Origin of the sequence: Sphingopyxis sp. L1A2A (assembly GCF_005502465.1) — a bacterium.
Lineage (GTDB): Bacteria > Pseudomonadota > Alphaproteobacteria > Sphingomonadales > Sphingomonadaceae > Sphingopyxis.
The window spans coordinates 232466-254295 of sequence record NZ_SCOT01000001.1 but is presented as its reverse complement, the minus strand read 5'-3'; the positions used below and the strand labels follow the sequence as shown (position 1 = coordinate 254295).

The 21830-nt window shown below is 66.2% G+C and carries 19 protein-coding genes; 12 read left to right on the top strand and 7 right to left on the bottom strand.

Translation table 11 applies throughout. The annotated features are described in order from the left end of the window. Positions 1-100: 100 nt before the first annotated feature. The 6 genes from rsmG to FFS68_RS01205 all read left to right on the top strand — a co-directional run bounded on the left by rsmG (position 101) and on the right by FFS68_RS01205 (position 7202). Complete coding sequence (gene rsmG, locus FFS68_RS01230) at positions 101-766, top strand: 16S rRNA (guanine(527)-N(7))-methyltransferase RsmG (protein ID WP_249339958.1); 666 nt, start codon at positions 101-103, stop codon at positions 764-766. Continuing rightward, positions 763-1545, top strand: a complete 783-nt coding sequence (locus FFS68_RS01225) for an AAA family ATPase (protein WP_137751481.1) — start codon at positions 763-765, stop codon at positions 1543-1545. Before rsmG ends, FFS68_RS01225 begins: the two co-directional genes overlap by 4 nt. Next, a complete protein-coding gene (locus FFS68_RS01220; RefSeq protein ID WP_137751480.1) occupies positions 1546-2502 on the top strand; it encodes a ParB/RepB/Spo0J family partition protein in 957 nt (318 codons plus the stop codon). A gap of 366 nt (positions 2503-2868) precedes the next feature. Beyond that, the gene (locus tag FFS68_RS01215; RefSeq protein ID WP_137751479.1) at positions 2869-3366 is read left to right on the top strand and encodes a DUF4402 domain-containing protein; all 498 of its coding nucleotides are present in this window, start codon (positions 2869-2871) and stop codon (positions 3364-3366) included. A gap of 199 nt (positions 3367-3565) precedes the next feature. Further along, a complete protein-coding gene (locus FFS68_RS01210) occupies positions 3566-4396 on the top strand; it encodes a molecular chaperone (protein WP_137751478.1) in 831 nt (276 codons plus the stop codon). Between the two features lie 31 nt (positions 4397-4427). After that, positions 4428-7202 carry a carboxypeptidase-like regulatory domain-containing protein gene (locus FFS68_RS01205; RefSeq protein WP_137751477.1) on the top strand — a complete coding sequence of 925 codons (2775 nt, stop codon included), beginning with the start codon at positions 4428-4430 and terminating at the stop codon, positions 7200-7202. A gap of 217 nt (positions 7203-7419) precedes the next feature. Here the strand turns inward: FFS68_RS01205 and FFS68_RS01200 are convergent, their stop codons facing one another. Next, positions 7420-8382, bottom strand: a complete 963-nt coding sequence (locus FFS68_RS01200; protein WP_137751476.1) for a patatin-like phospholipase family protein — start codon at positions 8380-8382, stop codon at positions 7420-7422. A 168-nt stretch (positions 8383-8550) separates the two neighbouring features. Between FFS68_RS01200 and FFS68_RS01195 the strand changes: the two genes are divergently transcribed. The 4 genes from FFS68_RS01195 to FFS68_RS01180 all read left to right on the top strand — a co-directional run bounded on the left by FFS68_RS01195 (position 8551) and on the right by FFS68_RS01180 (position 14317). After that, positions 8551-10365 carry a hypothetical protein gene (locus tag FFS68_RS01195; RefSeq protein WP_137751475.1) on the top strand — a complete coding sequence of 605 codons (1815 nt, stop codon included), beginning with the start codon at positions 8551-8553 and terminating at the stop codon, positions 10363-10365. 97 nt (positions 10366-10462) lie between these two features. Then, the gene (locus FFS68_RS01190) at positions 10463-11998 is read left to right on the top strand and encodes an NAD(P)/FAD-dependent oxidoreductase (protein ID WP_137751474.1); all 1536 of its coding nucleotides are present in this window, start codon (positions 10463-10465) and stop codon (positions 11996-11998) included. Positions 11999-12023: 25 nt separating this feature from the next. Continuing rightward, positions 12024-12455, top strand: coding sequence for a GtrA family protein (locus FFS68_RS01185; RefSeq protein ID WP_137751473.1), 432 nt, complete (start codon positions 12024-12026; stop codon positions 12453-12455). Beyond that, complete coding sequence (locus FFS68_RS01180; protein ID WP_137751472.1) at positions 12452-14317, top strand: hypothetical protein; 1866 nt, start codon at positions 12452-12454, stop codon at positions 14315-14317. The genes FFS68_RS01185 and FFS68_RS01180 overlap by 4 nt, the downstream gene beginning before the upstream one ends. Before the next feature lie 10 nt (positions 14318-14327). Here FFS68_RS01180 and msrB read toward each other — a convergent pair whose 3' ends face one another. The 4 genes from msrB to FFS68_RS01160 form a co-directional block, all read right to left on the bottom strand. Next, the gene (gene msrB, locus FFS68_RS01175; RefSeq protein ID WP_137751471.1) at positions 14328-14813 is read right to left on the bottom strand and encodes a peptide-methionine (R)-S-oxide reductase MsrB; all 486 of its coding nucleotides are present in this window, start codon (positions 14811-14813) and stop codon (positions 14328-14330) included. Positions 14814-14886: 73 nt separating this feature from the next. Further along, on the bottom strand, positions 14887-16143 hold the full coding sequence (locus FFS68_RS01170; protein ID WP_137751470.1) for a cytochrome P450: 1257 nt from the start codon (positions 16141-16143) through the stop codon (positions 14887-14889). 68 nt (positions 16144-16211) lie between these two features. After that, positions 16212-17519 carry an ABC transporter permease gene (locus tag FFS68_RS01165; protein WP_137751469.1) on the bottom strand — a complete coding sequence of 436 codons (1308 nt, stop codon included), beginning with the start codon at positions 17517-17519 and terminating at the stop codon, positions 16212-16214. Beyond that, positions 17516-18472 carry an ATP-binding cassette domain-containing protein gene (locus FFS68_RS01160; RefSeq protein WP_137751468.1) on the bottom strand — a complete coding sequence of 319 codons (957 nt, stop codon included), beginning with the start codon at positions 18470-18472 and terminating at the stop codon, positions 17516-17518. Before FFS68_RS01160 ends, FFS68_RS01165 begins: the two co-directional genes overlap by 4 nt. Before the next feature lie 67 nt (positions 18473-18539). Between FFS68_RS01160 and queG the strand changes: the two genes are divergently transcribed. Further along, a complete protein-coding gene (queG, locus tag FFS68_RS01155; protein ID WP_137751467.1) occupies positions 18540-19604 on the top strand; it encodes a tRNA epoxyqueuosine(34) reductase QueG in 1065 nt (354 codons plus the stop codon). A gap of 7 nt (positions 19605-19611) precedes the next feature. Here queG and FFS68_RS01150 read toward each other — a convergent pair whose 3' ends face one another. Next, positions 19612-19992, bottom strand: a complete 381-nt coding sequence (locus FFS68_RS01150; protein ID WP_137751466.1) for a hypothetical protein — start codon at positions 19990-19992, stop codon at positions 19612-19614. Beyond that, positions 19989-20672: an EI24 domain-containing protein gene (locus FFS68_RS01145; protein WP_137751465.1), complete on the bottom strand. Its 684-nt coding sequence runs from the start codon at positions 20670-20672 to the stop codon at positions 19989-19991. Before FFS68_RS01145 ends, FFS68_RS01150 begins: the two co-directional genes overlap by 4 nt. 109 nt (positions 20673-20781) lie before the next feature. Between FFS68_RS01145 and FFS68_RS01140 the strand changes: the two genes are divergently transcribed. Next, positions 20782-21780 carry an adenosine kinase gene (locus FFS68_RS01140; RefSeq protein ID WP_137751464.1) on the top strand — a complete coding sequence of 333 codons (999 nt, stop codon included), beginning with the start codon at positions 20782-20784 and terminating at the stop codon, positions 21778-21780. Positions 21781-21830 lie beyond the last annotated feature (50 nt).

The window sequence follows — 21830 nt, the reverse complement described above, 5'->3', positions numbered from 1 at the left end:
TCTTTGTGTGAGAAATTGTTTGGCTCACGCAAAGGCGCAAAGGCGGGAAGAAGGATGGACGAGATTCCCGCTTTCTCGCGAATGACGGAATGGAAAGTGGATGATGGGTAACGTTGACGCGATAGTAGGCAGCGAACAAGCTGCGCGCGACTGGATCGGCGCGACCTTTGCCCCGTCTACCGCTCAATGGATGCGGCTGGAGCGGTTTGCGACGATGCTCGTCGCTGAGAGTGCGCAGCAAAACCTGATTGCCGCGTCGACGATCCCGGTCTTGTGGGTGCGTCATATTGCCGACAGCGCGCAATTGCTTGCGCTCGATAACGATCGCGACGGGCTGTGGCTCGATCTGGGGAGCGGGCCGGGGTTGCCCGGGCTCGTCGTCGCGATATTGAGCGACCGGCCTATGATGCTGGTCGAATCGCGTAGGCGGCGGTGCGATTTCCTGCGTGCGGTGGTTGGTGAACTGGCGCTAGCGCATGTCGAGGTCGTCGAAGCGCCGCTCGAACGCATCGAAACGCGCGCTGCGGCGACGATCAGCGCGCGGGCGTTTGCGCCGCTCGACAAGCTGATCGACTTATCCGCCCGTTTTTCCACCGAATCGACGCGCTGGCTGCTGCCAAAGGGGCGAAATGCGGTTAAGGAACTGGCGTTGTTGCCGCAGGCGTGGCAGAATCTGTTTCACGTGGAACAAAGCCTTACCGACGCCGACAGCCAGATTCTGGTCGGAATCGGGCAAATCACGGATAAGAAACGAGGAAAAGCATGATCCGCATTTGCGTGGCGAACCAGAAGGGCGGGGTTGGCAAGACGACGACCGCGATCAACCTGGCTACCGCGCTGGCGGCGACCGGTTGGCGGACGCTGATCATCGACCTCGATCCGCAGGGCAATGCCTCGACCGGGCTGGGGATCAAGCAGGCGCAGCGCGAATATTCGAGTTACGAGCTGCTGCGCGGCGATGCGAGCTTGCGCGAATGCGCGATCCCGACCGCGGTGCCGCGGCTCGACATCGTCCCGGCGACGGTCGACCTGTCGGGCGCCGAGATTGAACTGATCGAATTTCAGGACCGGTTGCACCGGATGCAGCAGGCGCTGTCGGGACCGGACGCGGCGCAATGGGACATTTGCCTGATCGATTGCCCGCCGTCGCTGGGGATGCTGACGCTCAACGCGCTGATCGCGGCCGAATCGCTGATCGTGCCGCTGCAATGCGAATTTTTCGCGCTTGAGGGGCTGAGCCAGCTGCTCACGACGGTCGAGCGGGTGCGCGAGCGTTTCAACCAGAAATTGTCGATTCTGGGGGTCGCGCTAACGATGTTCGATCGCCGCAACCGGCTGACCGATCAGGTGTCGGACGATGTCCGCGAAGTGCTGGGGCCGGTGGTGTTCCAAACCGTCATCCCGCGCAACGTCCGCCTGTCGGAGGCGCCGAGTCATGGTTTGCCGGCGCTGATCTATGACCATCGTTGCGCCGGGTCGGCGGCGTATATCGCGCTGGCGCGCGAGTTGATCGATCGTCTGCCCAACGTCCGCAAGGCTGCATAAATGGTTGATAATAAAGACGAGGGTGGAGCATCGCCGGCACGCAAGCGGCCGTCGGGACTGGGGCGCGGGCTGAACGCGCTCTTTGGTGACGTTGCCGCCGAGGCGCCGGTGCTCGCCAGTGCGGGCAGCGCCGCAAAGACTGTATCGACGGTGTCGGGCGACGCGGTGCAGCATGTGCCGCTGGGATCGATTCGCCCGCTGCCGGGACAGCCGCGGCGCCATTTCGACGACAATGCGATCACCGAACTCGCCGATTCGATCGGGCTGCGCGGGCTGTTGCAGCCGATCATCGTCCGCCGTGCCCCCGACGGTGACGGCTATCAGCTGGTTGCGGGCGAGCGGCGCTGGCGCGCCGCACAGCGGGCGGGACTCCATCAGATCCCGGCGCTGGTGCGCGAACTCGACGATGCCGCGACCTATGAAATCGCACTGGTCGAAAATATCCAGCGGCAAGACCTGAATGCGATCGAAGAGGCGGGCGCTTATCGCCGCCTGATCGACGATTTCGGGCATAATCAGGAAGCGTTGGCGAAACTGGTCGGCAAATCGCGCAGCCATGTCGCGAATCTGATGCGGCTGCTCGACCTGCCCGACGCGGTGCAGGCGCTGGTCGGCGACGGATCGCTGGCGATGGGCCACGCGCGCGCGCTGATCGGCGCCGTCGATGCCGAGGCGATCGCGCGGCGGGTGGTCAAGGACGGCCTGTCGGTGCGCGCGGTCGAGGCGCTGGTGCGCGAGGACAAGGGCGGCGGGCGCAAGGCGCCGCTGGAGTATAAGGGCATGGACGGCGGGCGCGATCCCGACATCGTCGCCGTCGAACGCCATTTGTCCGAACTGCTCGGCATCGGGGTCGCGATCCAATATGCCGGCGGCGGCAAGGGGGCGCTGACGCTGAAATTCGCGTCGCTCGACCAGCTCGACATGATCTGCCAGCGATTGAGCGGCGAGGCGATCTGACAGATCAGCCCGTCATTCCGGCGCGGGCCGGAATCTCGACGTTGATCGCCAAAGGCCACGGTAAGGCCGTGCCTTTGCCGAGACGAGATAACGAGCGGGGTGCGAATCGATACCGCGCAGCGCGCTTAATTTGTGCCAGTCCGGGCCGTTAAGGAAGGACGGGCGGTCCCCACGACCCCTTCATCGTCAGGCTAAACCCCTGATTTACCTCGCTTACCACGGGTAGGGCGGGGCAATTCCTATTGCGTTGTTAACCAATCTTGCTGGCAAAGGTTGAACCTGTGCGCCGCTAAACAGGTCGGCGAATGGGGTGGGATTTCCATTCGAGTTTCGATTGTCAGTTTTCGAATTCAAGGGACCAAACATATGCGCAAATTTGGAATGAAGCGCGCCATCGTCGGCGCCGCGATTGCTGCCCTCGCCATGAACGCTTCGGCGGCCCATGCTGCAACGGCGACCGGGACGGCCACGGCCAAGATCCTGCGCCAGATCACGCTCACCAATACCAGCGACCTGCAATATGCGACGATCATCAGCGGTGCCACCGCTTCGACCGTCGCCGTGACGACCGCTGGCGCCCGCACCTGCGGCGCGGGCCTGACCTGCACCGGGACGACCACCGCGGCCAATTTCAACGTCGCCGGTACCGACGGCGCCGTTGTGCTGGTCGGCGGTGACGCCAACGTCACGCTCAACGGTTCGCTGGGCGGTACGATGGCCTCGACGCTGACCTATTCGGCGGCGAACATCACGCTGGGCGCAACCGGTGGCAGCTTTCAGGTCGGCGGCACGCTGAGCGTTGGCGCCAACCAGACCGCGGGCGACTATACCGGGACGTTCAACGTCACCGCCAACTACCAATAATATGGGGGGACCGGAGGGCTTCGGCGCGCCGGCCAAATAGGGGTCGCCAGGCGCAGGTCTGGCGACCCCATTTTGTGTGCGGAATTCGCGCGCGGCGCGCGGCTTGGTTAGCGAAATATCAACCATGTTGGCGCAGGCAGGATGCGACCAGCGGAATGGTGTGGGCCATTCCGGACCAACGATTGTGGGGATCGTATCCATGCCTAGACTTTTCAAGGGCTTCGGCCTGTTTTTCGCGTTGGCATTCGGCGGCGCGGCGCTGCCCGTCCAGGCGGCGGGCGACCTGCTCGTCGCGCCGACGCGGGTGGTGCTCGACGGATCGCGCGGCACCGAGGTGGTGCTGAACAACATCGGTGCCGAGCCCGCGACCTATCGTATCAGCCTCGAGATCAAGCGGATGACCGCGGTCGGCGGGCTCGACGAGATTGCCGAGGAAAACGTCAGTCCCGCCGAGCGCACCGCGCTCGACATGATCGCGTTCAGTCCGCGCCGCGTCACCCTGCCGCCCAATCAGCCGCAGGTGATCCGCGTCGGGGTGCGCATTCCCGAAGGCACGCCGCCGGGCGAATATCGCGCGCATATGCTGTTTCGCGCGGTGCCCGACGCCGCCGCGGCGGTCCCGTCGGACTCGTCGAAGCCGGCGGGCGGCGGTGTGTCGATCGCGCTCACCCCGATTTACGGCATCACCATTCCGGTGATCGTGCGCGTTGGCGATCTGGGCGCCGAGGCGGTGATCGGCGACGCGTGGGTCGCCGAGACGCCCGACGGTCCGGCGTTCAATTTCGACCTGACACGCAGCGGCAACCGATCGGTCTATGGCGACATCGAGGTGACGCGGCCGGGGGCGCCCGAACCGCTGCTGATCGCGCGCGGCATCGCGGTCTATCCCGAGGTCGCGGCGCGCCAGGTGTCGCTGCGCGTGCCGCCCGAACTCGCCGCCAAGCTGAAAGGGCCGGTGCACATCCGTTATAGCGAGGACCGCGAAATCGGCGGCGGCACGATCGACGAGGCGGATCGGGTGGTGAAGTGAGCGCATAGGGACGCCCAAGAGAAGCCGGGCCGTGCTCCGCGCGGTGCTTGCTCGATGGAAACCGGCGATATTCGCCGGGTTGGCGCTGGTCGGGCTTGTCCCGGCCGGCGCCGCGGCCGTTGATAACCAGCCCGTTTCGCTTGCCGCCGATGGCTGGGCGCCGACCGAGGACGACAGCTGGCTGTTCGACCTGCGCTCGGGACAGTATCGGCTCGGCGACGGCGTGCGCGGCTATCAGACGCCGCAGGGGGTGTGCGTCGACCTGGCCGACATCGTGCTGGCCCTCGACCTGGCGGTGCGCGTCGACAAGAAGTTGCGCCGCGCAACCGGCTGGGTGTTCGACGAGCGGCGCAGCCTGACGATCGACCGCGACGCGGGCGAAGTGCGCGCGGGCAGCCAGAGTTTTCGGCTCTCGGCAACGATGATCCGCGATACCCCCGCCGGCTGGTGCATCGATCTGGACAGTTTGACCAGCTGGCTGGGGGTGCCGATCGCCGCCGACCTGTCGAACGCCGTGCTGCGGATAGAGACCAAGGACAAACTACCGTTCCAGCTTGCCGCCGAGCGGCGCGCGCGCGCCGCGGCGATCCGTCCGACGGCGCAATTCGACCTCGCCAGCCTGCCGCTGGCGTCGCGGCCGTATCAGGCGTGGGCGACGCCGTCGGTCGATGTTGTCGCTTCGGCGGGGTTTGTCTCCGACAAGCGCGGCGGTTCCTATGTTCAGGGGCGGTACGAGATTTTCGCCGCGGGCGAGGTGCTGGGGCAGAGTTTCGACGCGCGGCTGTCGTCGGACAACAAGGGGGTGCCCGACAGCCTGCGGATGCGTCTGTATCGCACCGATCCCGAAGGGCGGCTGCTCGGGCCGCTGAAGGCAACGCATTATGCCGCGGGCGATGTCAGCCTGTTGTCGACCGGAATCGTCGCATCGTCGGCGCCGGGGCGCGGCGCGGTGGTCACCAATCGCCCGGTCGAGCGCCCCGACAGTTTCGACAAGACCAATTTTCGCGGCGATCTGCCCGCGGGCTGGGACGCCGAACTGTATCGCAACGGCCAATTGCTGGCATTCACCAGCCCCAATGGCGACGGCCGCTACGAATTTCTCGACGTGCCGCTGCAATATGGATCGAACCGCTTTGAAATCGTCCTCTATGGCCCGCAGGGACAAATCAGGCGCGAAATCAAGCAGGTGCAGGTAGGGATGGACTCGATCCCGCCGCAGCAGACTTGGTATTGGGCGGGATTTGCACAGGAAGACGCCGACCTGATCGAATTTGGCGGGCGGCGGCGCGGTCCATTCCGCCGCGGCTGGCGCGGCACGTTGGGCGCCGAGCGCGGGCTCGATGCGCGCACGTCGGTCGCGGCTTATGCCCATAGCCTGATGATCGAAAATGTCCGGCGCAATTATGCCGAGGTGGCGCTGCGCCGCTCGCTCGGCCCGACCTTGCTCGAGGTCGGCGGCAGCTATGCGGATGACGGCGGGGGCGCGGTGCGCGCGAGCTGGCTGGCGGCGTTCGGCGAAACCTATGTTCGCGCCGACGCGATGCGCGGCTGGAACGGCTTTGTGTCCGACCGTTTCCTGGGCAATATCAATGGCCTCTATTCGATTTCGGTCGATCAGTCGGTCAAGCTGGGGCAGACCGTGCTGCCGCTGAATTTCGACGTCCGCCAGATCGATCGGCGGTCGGGGATCACCAGCCTGGAAGCCAGCGCGCGCGCATCGGCGAGTTTTCGCGCGCTGACCTTTACCGGCCAGCTCGACTGGAGCCGGACCAAGGTGCCGGTCGGTCCCGATCCGCCCGACAATCTGACCGCCAGCCTGCTCGCCAATGCCCGGATCGGGCGTGTTCGCGTCCGCGGAGAGGCGCGCTTTGCGCTGTCGGGCGACAGCAGCGACACGCGGGTGGCGTTGATCGGCGAATGGGCGGGCAGGGGCGACGCCGAATGGCGCGCCGAAATCGGCTATGATCGCGGGTTCGACCGGGCACGGATCGGCGCCGGATATACCCGCCGTTTCAACCGGTTACAGCTGAGCGGCTTCGGCGAAGTGGCGAGCGACGGATCGCTCGCGGCGTCGCTGTCGCTCGCGTTCAGCTTTGGGCCGAAGCCGAATGGCGGCTGGCGCGTGTCGAGCGAAAAGCTGGCAAGTCGTGGCCAGGTGATCGCCGATGTGTGGATGGACGACAATGGCGACGGCATTCGCCAGTCGGGCGAGGCTGCGCTGGCAGGGGTGCCGCTGACCGCGGGCCACGGCTTTATCGACGCGGCGACCGACCAGCAGGGACAGGCGACGATCGACGGGCTGGAGCCGTTCCGTCCGGTGCTGATCGGGATCGATGCCGGCAGCCTGCCCGATCCCTATGTCCAGCCGGCGCTGCCCGGCGTGGTCGTGTCGCCGCGCCCCGGCGTCGCAACGCGCATCGCGCTTCCGATGTCGGCGGCGGGCGAGATCGAGGGGGTGGTGCGGCGCGACGGCGGCAATCCGGTCGAGGGGCTGAGCCTCGAGCTGGTCGATGCCGAAGGGCGGGTGCGCGCGACGACGCTGACCGAGTTCGACGGATATTTCCTTTTTGAAAGCGTCGCTTACGGGCGTTACACGGTGCGGCTGGGGCAGGCGTCGGCGGCGGCGCTGCGGCTCGACGGCGGTTTTGCAATTGCCGCGGTGCCGGGCAAGGCGACGCCGCGGGTGCGGCTGGGGACGCTGGCGTTGAAGCCGCTGCGCCGCGATGTGGCGGTGCAGGAAACGGCAGTGACGGGCGAGGGCAATGGCGCGCGCGGGCCGCCGGGCGCGGGGGATGGCGGACCTTAGGAAGCGATTGTCGGCTTTGGGATGGATTGCTGGGCATCCTGTCTTCGTCACCCCGGACTTGATCCGGGGTCCATGGCCCCTTGCATCGCCCTAAGCGGCGAGCGAGATGGATCCCGGGTCAAGTCCGGGATGACGAAGAGGAGAATATCCTCCCCATGGCTTCGCCACAGGGCGGATCAATGTTCGCAACCGGGCGCAAACAGTCGTCCGCGCCATCTCAACTCAACAACGGTTCCAGCGCGTCCCATTCGCGATCGACCGCGCGGCGGCCGGCGTCGATCGCGGCGCGGATTTTGGCGGGGTTGAATTCGAGCGTTTCGGCGACTTCTTCCTCGGGTTCGATGATGCGGATCGGGGCGAAGCGGTAGCGCGAGATCTGGACGTCGAGCGGGCGGAGGATGCGCGCGGCCTGGGCGCCGCCGATGCCTTCGCTTTGCAGCGCGCGCAGCTGAGCCTCGCGCGCGGCGATCAGGTCGTTGATCAGCGCCGCGCCCGCGAGGTCATTGGCCGACACCTCCGATTGCAATATGTCGACCGCGCGCAGCCCGATCTTGATCAAATTGGGGAAGATACGCACCGGGCCGGGCCGCGGCGCGGGCGAGGCGCGCACCGCGATCACGCCGCGCGGGTTCATGTCGAGCGCCGCGCTGAGCGGGGTCACGTCGCGCACCCCGCCATCGACCCATTGTTCCTCGGTCCCGTCGCTCGCGCGCGTCTTGAGGGGGTCGAAAAACAGCGGCATCGCACAGCTGGCATAGACCCAATTGTGGATGCCGGGTACAGTCTCGTCGATGCTGCGGTAGGTGCCGGTGCCCAGATTGACGACCCCAAGCAACAATTTGCGCCCGCTGGCGCGCAGTTTGGCGTCGTTGGCAAAGCCCTTGAGCAGGCGCTTGAGCGGCGCGGTGTCGTAGATCGCATCCTCGCCGAGCAGCCCGCCGACGACGCCCAGCGGGCGCGATTTGTAGATCGAGCTGTTGCCGCGGATCGCGAGCCAGGCGTCGAGCAGGCCCGGAACATCGTCCTGCGCGACCCCCAGCGCCTGAATCGCGCCGGTTGATACGCCGGCGACGATGTCGAGGCGCACGCCGCGGCCCACGACGAGTTCGTGGACGACGCCGACCTGAAAGGCGCCCTTGGCGCCGCCGCCGCTCAGGACAATTGCCAGACCACCCGCCATGTCGCGCCTCCTTGGCCGGGGCAAGTTTATCGCAATTTGGGCAGCGCCCCAAGCCGGGAAAGGGCGTTTTGCCGAGAATTGCGACCCCGAATTAACCAGTCCTTAGCCATGATTGACCACAGCGGAACGCAGCCTTGGGCGGGCGCGAGAGATGGGGTTATACGCGTAATGCAGCGGACAGGCAGGGCAGGGCAGCTTATCGCGCGCATTGGGGGCGATGGGCTTGCCGTTTCGCTTTGGTTCATCCTCGCGCTGTTCAGCCTGTTCAGTCAATATGATGCCATCCCACAGTTTCTTTATCCCGATCCCGACGATGCGATGCGGCTGGCGCAGGTGCGCGACCTGCTCGCCGGGCAAAGCTGGTTTGATATCCAGCAATATCGGGTCAATCCGACCGAGGGCGGCGGTCTTATGCACTGGTCGCGCTTTGTCGATGCGTCGATCGCGGGGCTTATCCTGATCCTGCAGCCTTTGTTGGGCGAGGCGGCGGGCGAGCGTTGGGCGCTGGCCCTTCAGCCCCAATTGCTGATCCTGCCGCTGTTCCTGCTCCTCGGCCGGATCCTGTCCCTGCTGGGCGGTCGGCCGCTTGTCATTGTCGGGCTGTTGATTGCGTTCACTGGCGTCACTTTTTTGCAGTTTTTTGTACCGATGCGCATCGATCACCACAGCTGGCAGCTGTTGCTGTCGGTCGCGATGTTCTGGATCGCGTTGCGGCCAGCGACGTTTGCCAACGGCCTCGCGGCGGCGGCGATTATCACCGTGCACACCGAGATTTCGCTGGAAGGGCTACCCTATCTGGCGATCTTTGGGGCGCTGTTTGCCGCTGACTGGCTGCGCGATCCGGCGACGTCGCGGCGGCTTGCCGGTTTTGCGCTCGGATTGACAATCTTGCCGACCGTCTGGCTGCTGGCAATGCGCGGGACGCTATCGACGCTGACGGTGTTTTGCGACAGTTTTTCCTTGTCCTATGCGGCCGCGGTGGCGGCGACCGGGGCGATCACCTGGGCCTGGATTCAGGCGCCCGCGGGGCTGTCACGGTCGATGCCGCGCCGTGCTGCGGGTTTGTTGGCGGCTGGCGTGGTCGGCGGCGCGCTATTCATCCTGATCGGCAAGCCCTGTCTGTCCGGTCCTTTCGGCGCGCTCGATCCGCTGGTTCGGCACTATTGGTATGATCTGGTGTTCGAGGGGCGGCCGATCTGGACCCAGCAAGCGCCCTATGCGATGCTCTATCTCGCACCGACGCTGGTCGGGCTGGGGGCGCTGGCATGGGCGTGGCGGCAGAGCCGCAGTGATGTTTTCGCGGAAAATTGGACCCGCGCCACCGTGATCATCTTGGCCAGTGCGGCGACGTCGCTTTTCGTAACCCGCATAGGTGCGACGACCCATGCGTTTCTGATCCCCGCCTTTGCGGCGATGGCGATCGGCCTGTGGCACTGGAGCCGAAGTCGCAGCTCGCTGGCGGGCCGGGCGGCATCGGTCCTGCTGATCTTTGCGGCGTTGCCGGGGGTGGATGCGGCGCTCGGTGCAAAGCTGGCTTTTGCGGTGACGGGCGCGCCGACGCGCGAAGCGCAGGACATGGGCAAATGTCCCACCGCGTCTGCGCTCGCCGCGTTGAACAAATTGCGGCCGTCCCATATGTTCGCGCCGATCGACATCGGTCCGGCGTTGTTGGTCCGCACCCCGCACAGCGTTGTCGCGACCGGGCATCATCGCAATGCCGCGGCGATGCGCCGGATCATTGCAGCCTTTACCGCCGCGCCCGGCGCCGCGGAGCCGATCGTTCGTGCCGAGCGCGCCCAATATCTGGTCGCCTGCCTGGGTTTGCCCGAAATGCAACGCTTTGCGCGCGAGGCGCCCGGCGGCCTTGCCGCGCAGCTGGCGCAGGGAAAGCCGGTGCGCTGGCTGAGCCGTGATCCGCGGCTCTCGTCGGATACGTTCAGCGTGTATCGCATCCTGCCACCGCGCGGGCGGATCAGCGCATGAAACCGGTGCTGGATGACCATTTTCCTACCGGCGCATTAACCATTTTTTAGCGCGTCCTGCGCCAGTTAGACCGTAATCTGTCTGTGGGGGAATTTAAGTGACCGACGCCCAAGTTTCGAAAAGCCGCCCGACCAGTGCCGACGTCGCCATCATTGGCGCCGGGCCGGCCGGGCTGACCGCCGCCTATCAGCTGACCCAACAGGGGTATAAGGTGACGGTGATCGAAAAGGACCCGGTCTATGTCGGCGGGATCAGCCGCACCGTCGAGCACGAAGGCTTTCGCTTTGACATCGGCGGCCACCGATTTTTCTCCAAAAGCCAGGCAGTCGTCGATCTGTGGAACGAGATTCTGCCCGACGATTTCATCCAGCGCCCGCGGATGAGCCGCATTTATTACGAAGGTAAATTCTATTCCTATCCGCTGCGCGCGTTCGAGGCGCTGTGGAATCTGGGGATTGTCCGTTCGACTTTGTGCATGGTGAGCTATGCGCAGGCGAAGCTGCTGCCGAACAAGAATGTCCGCAGTTTCGAGGACTGGACGATCAACCAGTTCGGGCGGAAGCTCTATTCGATCTTTTTCAAAACCTATACCGAGAAGGTGTGGGGCATGCCGTGCGACGAAATGTCGGCCGACTGGGCGGCGCAGCGGATCAAGGGGCTGAGCCTGGGTGCCGCGGTGCTCGACGGGCTGAAGCGCAGCTTGGGGCTGAACAAGCGCCCGAATGACGGCATGGCGACCAAGACCCTGCTCGAAACCTTTCGCTATCCGCGGCTTGGCCCCGGCATGATGTGGGATGCGGCGCGCGACAAGGTGGTCGCGGGCGGCAACCATGTGCTGATGGCGCATAGCTTCAAGCAGCTGACGCAGGATCAGGTGAGCGGCCGCTGGCGGTTGACCGCCAATGGCCCGAACGGCGATGTCGTGATCGATGCGGCGCATGTCATCAGCTCGGCGCCGATGCGCGAGCTGGCAGCGCGTATCCATCCGCTGCCCGCCTGCGCGCTGAATGCGGCGCCGAAGCTGAAATATCGCGACTTTCTGACCGTCGCGCTGAAAATCCGGTCGGCGGATCTGTTCCCCGACAACTGGATCTATATCCACGACAGCAAGGTGCAGGTCGGCCGGGTGCAGAATTTCCGCAGCTGGTCGCCCGAAATGGTGCCCGACCCCGAACTGGCGTGCGTGGGCCTGGAATATTTCTGTTTCGAGGGCGACGGGCTGTGGGCATCAAGCGACGAGGATCTGGTCGCGCTGGCGACCCGCGAAATGGCGATTCTCGGCCTGTGCGATCCCGAAGATGTCGTCGGCGGCGCGGTCGTGCGGCAGGAAAAGGCCTATCCGGTCTATGACGATGACTATGCCACGCATGTCGAAACGATGCGCAGCGAACTCGAGGCGCGCTATCCGACGCTGCACATGGTCGGGCGCAACGGCATGCACCGCTACAACAACCAGGATCATGCGATGATGACAGCGATGCTGACGGTGCGCAATATCGTCGCCGGAGACCGCGTCTATGACATCTGGGGCGTCAACGAGGATGCCGAATATCATGAAAGCGGCACCGAGGGCGAGCAGGCGGCGCTGGCGTCGGTCCGCGACGTCCCGGCGCGCGTGACGAAGGCCGCCTGACGCCTTGGCCGGAGGGATTCTTGCCGTGCAACCCGCGCTGAACCTGATCGGATCGATCCGCCGCGGCGAGATTCGCTGGCTGAACTATCTGCTCGCCAGCGGTCTGGCGCTGGGCAGCGATGCCGGGCTGTTCCTGCTGCTGCTCGATTCGGGGCTGTCGCCGATGGCGGCGTCGGCGGTCGGCTATTGCGCCGGCATATTGGTGCACTGGCTGGTGTCGAGCCGGCTTGTCTTTGCCGACGGCGCTGCGGCACGCGGCACCGGTGAGCGCCATCGCCAGAAATTGCTGTTCGTCGGATCGGCGTTGATCGGTCTGGCGGTGACGACGGCGATCGTCGGCACCGGCAGCGCGCTCGGGCTCGACCCGCGGCTCGCGAAACTGGTGGCGATCGTCGTCAGTTTCCAGACCACCTATCTGCTGCGCCGCCATATCGTGTTCCGGGCCGCCGCGGCATGACGGACGCGCCCGCGTTGTCTGCGGTCGGCGCGGTGCCGCCGGTTTCGGCGTCCGGCGGGATCGTTTTGGGGCCGTGGTTCACGCCCTTGCGCATCGCGCTGCTGATCTGGAGCGCGATGAGCCTGATCGCGATCATGGCCAACTGGCCGGCGATCGTCGCGCTCGACCTGAGCGACACCGACGACGCGATGCGCATGGCGCAGGTCCGCGACCTGCTGGCCGGCCAAAGCTGGTGGGATCTGTCGCAATATCGCGTCAATCCGGCGGGCGGCGGGGTGCTGATGCACTGGTCGCGGATCGTCGATGCGCCGCTGGCGGCGGGGATATTGCTGCTCAAGCCGCTGTTCGGGCAGGCGATGGCCGAACGCATTGTGATGACGCTGTGGCCGCCGCTGCTCGGCGCTGTCCTGAGCGCCGCCTGCGTGCTCGGTTATCGCGGCCTGTCCGACCGGCGGATTGCCTATGTCGTGCCGCTGTTCCTGATCATGTCGGGTTTCATCGTGATGCAGTTCCGCCCGCTCCGGGTTGATCATCACGGCTGGCAAATCCTGTTTGCGATGCTGATCATGGCGCAGGCGCTGCGCCCCGCAACATGGCGGGCGGGGGCGTGGGCCGGGCTGTTCGCCGCCGCATTGCTGGCGGTGTCGATTGAAGGATTGCCGATTGTCGCGCTGTTCGCCGCGCTGGCGGCACTCCGCTGGGCGCTGCATGGCCGCGCCCCCGACCGCGATCGCTTGTGCGGCTATCTAGGCGCGCTGGCGGGCGGGGCCATCCTGATCCAATTCGCGACCCGCGGCCCCCTCGGGCTGACGGGAACCTGGTGCGATTCGCTGTCGGTGCCCTATATGGCGGCGTTTGTGGCGGCGGCGGCGGCGACCTTTGCCGCTGCGCGCGCCAATCCGCGGGCGGTGTGGCTGCGCCTCGCGCTGCTCGGCGGCGCGGGGCTCGCGGCGGCGGCGGCGCTGGTATGGGCCGAACCGCAATGCGCGAACGGCCCATTTGCCTCGCTCGACCCGATCGTCGTCGAATATTGGTACAAGAACATCCTCGAGGGTCAGCCGTTGTGGGCGTCGCGCGGCTATGACGCCATTTTTGTGCTGGTGCCGTCGATTGCCGGTCTGATCGGGTCGCTGCTGGCGTGGCGTGGCTGTGCCGAGGCCGATGATCGCAAGGCGTGGGCGACGGTGATCGTGGCGCTGGTGGGGGCGGCGGCGCTGTCGCTGTTCGTGCTGCGGAGTGTGTCCACCGCCCATCTGTTTGCCTTGCCCGGCAGTGCCTGGCTTGGCCTGCGCGTCTGGGGCTGGGCGCGGACCATCCCGGCGACGATCCCGCGCGTGCTGGCGTCGGCGATGGCGTCGCTAAGCCTGCCGTTGCTCGGCAGCATTGCGGCAGCGGCGGCGCTCGGACTGCTGTTTCCCGCCTTGCAGCACGATGACGCGGAAACCGCGGCGCATGAACCCTTTGCCCAGACCTGTCTCGACCCCGCGACGATCGCGGCGCTGAACCGGTTGCCGCCGACGACGATCATGACCCCGATCGATCTGGGCGCGCCGCTGATGTTCTGGACGCGCCATGGATTGGTGGCGACGGGGCACCATCGCAACAAGCAGGCGATGGCCGACACGCTGCGCGCCTTTACCGGCGACCCGGCCCAAGCCGAGGCGCTGGTCCGCAAAAATGGCGCCCAGCTGGTGATTTTTTGCCGCTCCGCGAACGACCTCGTCCAATATCGCCGCGCCCGCAAGGATGCGCTCGCGGCCCAGCTTTACGCGGGCACGCCGCCGATCTGGCTCGAACCCGTCGCTATCGGGCAGCGGACCGGCCTATCGGTGTGGCGGGTAAAGTCGCCGCCAGCGCGCTGACGCCGCGGCGTCAGGCGGCGCGAAAGGTCAGCGCGGCGCCGTTCATGCAATAACGTTTGCCGGTCGGTTTCGGCCCGTCGTCAAAGACATGGCCAAGATGACCGCTGCAGCGTTTGCAATGCACTTCGACCCGCGCATAGCCGAGGTCATAGTCGGTCGATGTCGCGATCCCGCCCTTGAGCGGTGCCCAGAAGCTGGGCCAGCCGGTGCCGCTGTCATATTTGGTCTTGCTCGAATAGAGCGGCAGCGCGCAGCCCGCACAGGCAAAGGTGCCGGCGCGCTTTTCCTTGTCGAGCGGATGGCTGAACGGGCGTTCGGTCGCCGCTTCGCGCAGGACGCGATATTGCAGCGGCGACAGGCGCTTTTTCCATTCGGCGTCGCTGAGCCGCCAGCCGGGGGCGGCCTGCGGGCGCGCCGATTTGGCGAACAACATCGGGGCGGCGATCACCCCGCCGCCAAGGGCGAGGCCAGCGAGCAGATAACGGCGGTCGATCATGGCGAACTCCTGACCCGGGGGCCGGGCCTTCACGTCAGATACGTGGTTTTGTGGCGCCAGGTTTCAAGCGGTGTCAATATTTCTCCAGCTCGACCTGCATGTGGCGATAGCCATGGACGAAGCTGGCGTGGACGCGCTCGGGCTCGGCGAGGACATTGACGCGCAGGCGGCGCTTTTGCATTTCAGAGATCAGCGTCGTCAGCTGCAATTCGGCGACGCGCGCGCCGACGCAGCGGTGGATGCCATAACCGAAGGCGAGGTGACGGCGGGCGTTTTCGCGGTCGACGATGATCCGGTCGCCGTCGGGAAAGACGCTCTCGTCGCGGTTCGCCGAGGCGTACCAGAGCGCGATCTTGTCGCGTTTCTTGATCTGGTGGCCGAACAGCTCGGTATCTTCCATCGCGGTGCGGCGCATATGCGCGAGCGGGGTCTGCCAACGGATGATTTCGTGCATCGCGTTGACCGCGAGTTCGGGGTCGTGATTGGTTTCGAGCTTGGCGCGCTCGTCGGGGAAGCAGTGCAGGCCATAGGCATAGGACGACATCGAGTTGCGCGTCGTGTCGTTGCCGCCGACGATGAGCAGGATGAGATTGCCCATGAATTCATGCTCGCTCATATGCTTCATCGCGTCGGATTGCAGCATGATCGAGATGAGGTCGTGCGGACCGGGGTTGAGCGCCTTGCGGTCCCACAACTCCTTGAACGCGGCGCCCATTTCAAAGGCCTTGGCGGTGCGCGCCTGACGCAATTCGGTGGTGTCGAAGGATTCGATGTCGCCCAGCGCGTCGGACCAGGCGGTTAGCCGGTGGCGTTCGTCCCACGGAAAGTCGAACAGCAGCGCGAGCATGTCGGTGGTGAGTTCGATCGACAGTTTTTCGACCCAGTCGAAGGGCTGACCGATCGGCAAGGTATCGATCAGGTCGCTGGTGCGCTGCTGCGTATCGGCGCGCATCCGCTCGATTTCGGAGGGGCCAAAGGCCGGGGCGACGGTGCGGCGCTGTGCGGTGTGCTGCGGCGGATCCATCGCGATGAACATCGGCAGCGGGATTTCGCCCTCTTTGAGATGTTCGACGCCGTCGCCGGCGACGGTAATCCCGCCATATTCCCACGACGACGAGAAAATCTTGGGCAGCGCCTCGATATGCTGGATCGGTTTATAGGTGGTCACCGACCAATAGGGGCCGAATTTCGAATCCTCGCAATGATAGATTGGCGATTCGGCGCGCAGCTGGCGCATCGGTTCCTGCCAGCGGTCCTCGCTCCACAGTTCGGCGCGGCTGACGTCGAGCGGGTTGGCGATTTCGGGGGCGGTGCGAATTTGGGTGGCCATTGCTATCCTCCGTCCAGCCGTCATCGCGCGGCCGATTCAGTTGCAGAATGCCACTATTTACAGCTTTGTCAATGAGGGTCGGTGGCCTGCGCGGTTGCAGAAGCGGCGTTAGCGGCTATCGCTGCCGCCCTTCCGCGGCGCCGCCAGAATTTCCAGCTGCCGCCGCCGCTGAGCACCCCGGCGCGAAAGAGGCGCACCGACAGGAAGATGACGAGCGCCACCCAGATCGCTTGCCAGCCGAGCGCGAGGAGGTGCACCGCCTTGCTGTCGTCGGTCGCGGCGCGCGCCGCCATCGCGAGCGGCGACGAGAAGGGGAAAATCTGCGCGACGGTCGACAATGTGCTGCCCGGGGCGCTGGCGGCGGCGGTCGACAGGCTGAACATGCCGACCTGGAAGATCGTGATCGGCAGGCTGAGCATCTGGATTTCGCGCACCGTCGCCGCCTGCGCGCCGACGCCGAGGAACACCGCACCGAGGAGCAGGAAGGACAGGATGAAATAGACGAAGCCGATGCCAAGGAAAAAGGGCCAGCCGGTCGCGGGCGCCGCGCCGAGCGCCGCGGCCGCCTCGCCCGCGCTTTGCGCCGTCGCCAGCGTCGCCGCGTCGATCTGCATCGCCGCGATCAGCCCGCCGGCGAGCGCCATCGCCATCCAGAAGGCGATGAACAGCACCGCGACCCCCAGAAAGCCGAGCAGCTTGCCCAGAAAGACGCTTTCGAGCGGGACCGCGGCGGCGAGGATTTCGATGACCTTGTTGCCCTTTTCCTCGGCGAGCGAGCTCACCGTCTGGCCCGCGAGGAGCAAGGTCAGCAGGAAGATGATGAACACCGCGCCAAAGCCGAGCGACTGCTGCACGGCAATGCTGGTGCCGCCGCGCTGGATGCTTTCAAAGCGCGGCTTTGCAGGGGCGATTTCGCCAGCGGCGCGGTCGCGCAGCACCTGATTGACCAGCAGGGTGAGATAGCGCCCCGAACCGCCGTCGGCATTGCGCTCGACGATGCGCGGGCTGGCGAGCGGCCCGGTCATCACCGCATAGGTGTCGGTGCCCTTTTCGCGGGTGATCGCCAGCGGATCGGGCGCGCCTTGCCCGGCGATGCGATATTCGAGCGGCGGCGGCGCGTCGCCGCGGGTAAAGGCGTCGCGGAGGCGGCGGTCGGCGGCGCGCAGCTCCTCGACATCCGCGGCATCGACGACCGCGACGATGCGGCCGGTGCCGCGAGTGCTGTCGGCAAGCTGCGAGGCGCCCATGCCGCCCGCCAGCCCCATGCCGACCATGAACAGCGGCGCGAGCAGGAACAGCAGGAAGGTCGGGGTGGCGACGATCGCCAGAAAATCGCGGCGCGCGATGACGAACATATTCTTGAGGAAAGGGGTCATGCCAGCGCCTCCTCTACCGCGTCGTTACTTGCGTCGGCTTCGAAGCTCGCATCGACCTGGCGGACGATATGGACAAAGGCGTCGTGGAGCGCGGGACGGGTAATCGACAGCCCCGCAACGCCCAGTCCGCTGCCCGTGATCCGCGCCAGCAGTGGTTCGACGTCGGCATCTTCGATCGGGAAAAACCAGCTGTCGCCGCGCATCTCGGCGCCCGCGGGGAGCAGCGCGGCGATGGCGCCGGGGTCGGCATCGGCGCGCGGCGTGTAACGCACCTGCATCGGCAGCAGGGCGCGCGCGTCGTCGACCGTGCCTTCAAAACGGCGCTGCGAGCGCGCGATGATCGCCAGCCGATCGCACAGGCGTTCGGCATGCGCCATGACATGGGTCGAAAACAGGATCGTGGCGCCGCGATCGCGCTCGCGGCGGACGAGCATTTCGAGCCGTTCCTGATTGACCGGGTCGAGCCCGGAAAAAGGTTCGTCGAGAACGATCAGGTCGGGCGCATGGACGATCGATCCGATCAACTGGATCATCTGGGCCATGCCCTTTGACATTTTGCGGACCTTTTCGTCGATCACGCGCTCGAGCCCGAGTTCGGTCATGAAAGTCGCGGCGCGGCGGCGGCCTTCACTCCAGTCGAGCCCGCGCAGCGCGCCCATGAAGGCGATCGCCTCGCGCGCCTTCATGCCGGGATACAGCCCGCGTTCTTCGGGCAGATAGCCGATGCGGTGGCGCACCGCCTGCGGCCGCTGGTCGCCGAACAGGCGGCTGCTGCCCTCGTCGGGGTCGATGATGCCCAGCGTCATCCGCAGGCTGGTGGTCTTGCCGGCGCCATTGGGGCCGAGCACGCCATAAATACTGCCGGTTGGCACCGTGAGGCTGACTCGATCGACCGCCTTGAAATCGCCGAAATATTTGGTGAGGCCGGTCGCCTCGACGCTATAATCGTTCAAACTTCGGTCCCCAATCTTCTCACGCGCCAGCTATGGCACGGCGAGGCGGCTCGCGTATAGAGCGGCAATGGTTGCCGAAGCCTTGCCCCTTGAAACATCGTCGCTCGAACACCGGCTCGAAACGGTGGCGCGCGCACATGGCTTTGCCGCGTTCGGGATCGCCGACGCGGGCGCGGCGCCGCAAACCGCGGCGCGATTGAACCAGTGGCTGGCCGATGGACGCCACGGCGACATGATCTGGATGGAAAGCCGCGCCGCACAGCGCGGCTCGCCCAAGGGACTGTGGCCCGAGGTGCGGTCGGTGATCGCGCTGGGGATGAGCTATGCCCCGGCGCACGACCCGCTGGCGCTCGCCGAGCACCCTGGTCGCGGCCGGATTTCGGTCTATGCGCAGGGCGGCGATTATCATGACGTCGTCAAAAAGGCGCTGAAAGCGGTGGCGCGCTGGCTGGTCGCCGAAGCGCCCGGCGCCGAGCTCAAGGTGTTCGTCGACACCGCGCCGGTGATGGAAAAGCCGCTGGCGGCGGCGGCCGGGCTGGGCTGGCAAGGCAAACACAGCAATCTGGTCAGCCGCGACCATGGCAGCTGGCTGTTCCTGGGCGCGATTTACACGACGCTGGATCTGGCGCCGAGCGTGCCGGGGCGCGATCGCTGTGGCAGCTGCTCGGCGTGCCAGACCGCCTGCCCGACGCAGGCCTTTCCAGCGCCCTACCAGCTCGATGCGCGGCGCTGTATCTCGTACCTGACGATCGAGCATGACGGGCCGATCCCGCTCGACCTGCGGCGCGGGATCGGCAACCGCGTCTATGGCTGCGACGATTGCCTGGCGGTGTGCCCGTGGAACAAGTTCGCTGACACCGCGCATACGCACCGCGCCTTCCTGCCGCGTGCCGAGCTGGTCGCGCCGTCGCTCGCCGACCTGCTCGCGCTCGACGATGCGGGGTTCCGGCAGATATTCGCGGGGTCGCCGATCAAGCGCATCGGGCGCGGGCGGATGGTGCGCAACGCCGCAATAGCGGCAGGGAACAGCGGCGACGCCGCGTTTCGGCCGGCGCTGGAACGGCTGACCAAGGACGAAACGCCGATGGTGGCGGATGCGGCGCGCTGGGCGTTGGGTGAATTGACGTCGTGACGTCAGCCTAGCGGCGCAGCGCCTCGATGCAGCTGGGGACATTGGCATCGCGGCCGTCGGGGGTGCGCGCATCGACATGGGTGGCGAGCGCGTCGGCGCCCTGGCGCGGCGCATAATAATAGATGTCGAGGATGCACGCGGTGCCGCTGAACTGCAATTTGCGCGCGGCGCCCTCGGCGACGTCGAGGCGCGGCTTGCCGAACAGCCCGAGCGCGGCGTTGGCGGGGCGGCCGATCATGCTGTTGTTCTGGGTCGGGCGCGGCGCGGTGATCGGACCCGCCGCCGCCGGCGCCTTGGGCGGGGTGGCGCGCGGAATCGCGTTGCCGGCGCAGCCGCCGAGCAGCAGGGCGAGGCCGGTGAATATCGCCAAGCGGTTGTTGTTGATCATTTTTTCAGGTCCCCGCTCGCCAAATGGAGCATGTGGACGGCCATAGCGGCGCTGACGATCGGCGCCAACAGATTGGCGATGGGCACCATGAAGGTTGCGGCGGACAGCAGGCCGAGCGACCAGCGCGCGGGCCGTTCGAGCCGTGGCCGTTCGGGGTGGCGCGCCAGCACCATCGCCTCGAGATCGCGGCCAAGCAGCAAGCCGTTGACGAACAGCGCAAAGATCGGGGTGCCGATGCCGGTGACGAGCAGTAGGATATAGACCGGCAGCGCGAGCAGATTGCCGCCGATCAGCCGCACCAGCGACGCGAGCGCGAGGCGGATATTCTGCCGCCAGCCGACATCGACGGCGCGCGCCGCGGCGGCGGGATAATGGCGTCCTTCGACATCGGCGACGATCGCGTCGGCGAACAGCCCGACGACGACGATCGCAATGGCGCGAAACAACAACCAGCTGCCCGCGATGATCGCGACGACGACCAAGATCCCCGCCATGTCGCGTTCGGCCGCGCCCAGCCATTGCCAATGTTCGAGCGCCCAGCGGGCGGCGACGAACAGCGCCGCGCCCGCGACGATCAGCAGGAGCAGGGTGAGCGCCAGGCTTTGCAACAGGATGCGCAGCACGCGCGGGCGGGGCAAATCCCTGAGCGCGAGCAGAAAGGCGTGGACGGCGCGGGTCATCGATCGGGGATGGTGGGCGGCGGGGCGTGCGTCAAGCGTCGCGCTTGCCTTGATCGGCCCGCCTCCCTAAAGCGCAGCAGCATTTTTTCCACACATCACAGGATATTTCATGGCCTCCACCGCCCGTTTCGACGTTGTTGCCATTGGCAACGCCATTGTCGACGTCCTTGCCCGCGCCGACGATGCGCTGATCGAGACCGAAAATCTGGTCAAGGGATCGATGCGGCTGATCGACGCCGACGAGGCCGAGCGGCTCTATGCGGCAATGGGTCCGGCGATCGAAATGTCGGGCGGTAGCGCGGCGAACACGCTGGCCGGGATGGCGGCGCTCGGGCGCCGCTGCGGCTTTATCGGCCAGGTGGCGCAGGATCAGCTGGGTCAGGTGTTCACCCACGACCTGACCTCGCTCGGCGTCGCCTTTGACACCCCGCCGCTGGCGGGCGGCGCCCCGACCGCGCGTTGCCTGATCCTGGTGACCCCCGACGGCCAGCGGACCATGAACACCTTCCTGGGGGCGTCGCAGAATCTGGGCCATGAATCGATTGATGCGGCGCTGATCGCCGACGCCGACATCCTCTATCTCGAAGGTTATTTGTGGAACGCCGATGCCTCGCGCGCTGCGATGGCCGAGGCGATCGGGCTGGCCAAGGCGGCGGGCCGCCGCGTCGCTTTCACCCTGTCCGACACGTTCGTGGTCGCGGGGCATGGCGAGGATTTCCGCCGCATGACCGCGGCGCGCGAGATCGACATCCTGTTCGCCAATGAGGCCGAGCTGCTCGAACTCGCGCAGGAAGGCGACTTTGAAACCGCGCTGGCGAAGGTCGCGGCCGCGGTGCCCTTGCTCATCGCGACGCGCGGCGAACATGGCGCGGTTGCGGTGACGGGCGGCGAACGCACTGAAGTCGCCGCCGAGCCGATCGATGATGTGGTCGACACGACGGGGGCGGGCGATTTGTTCGCCGCCGGTTTCCTGGCGGGGCTGGCCGAAGGACGCCCGATCGCCGACTGCCTGACGATGGGGGCGGTGTGCGCGCGCGAAATCATCGCGCAGGTCGGGCCGCGGGCGCAAACCGACCTCAACGCCAAGGTCGCCGCACGGCTCGACTAGGAACTTTCAGCCACCCAACGCGTCCTATGCGCCAGATGCATGGCACAGGA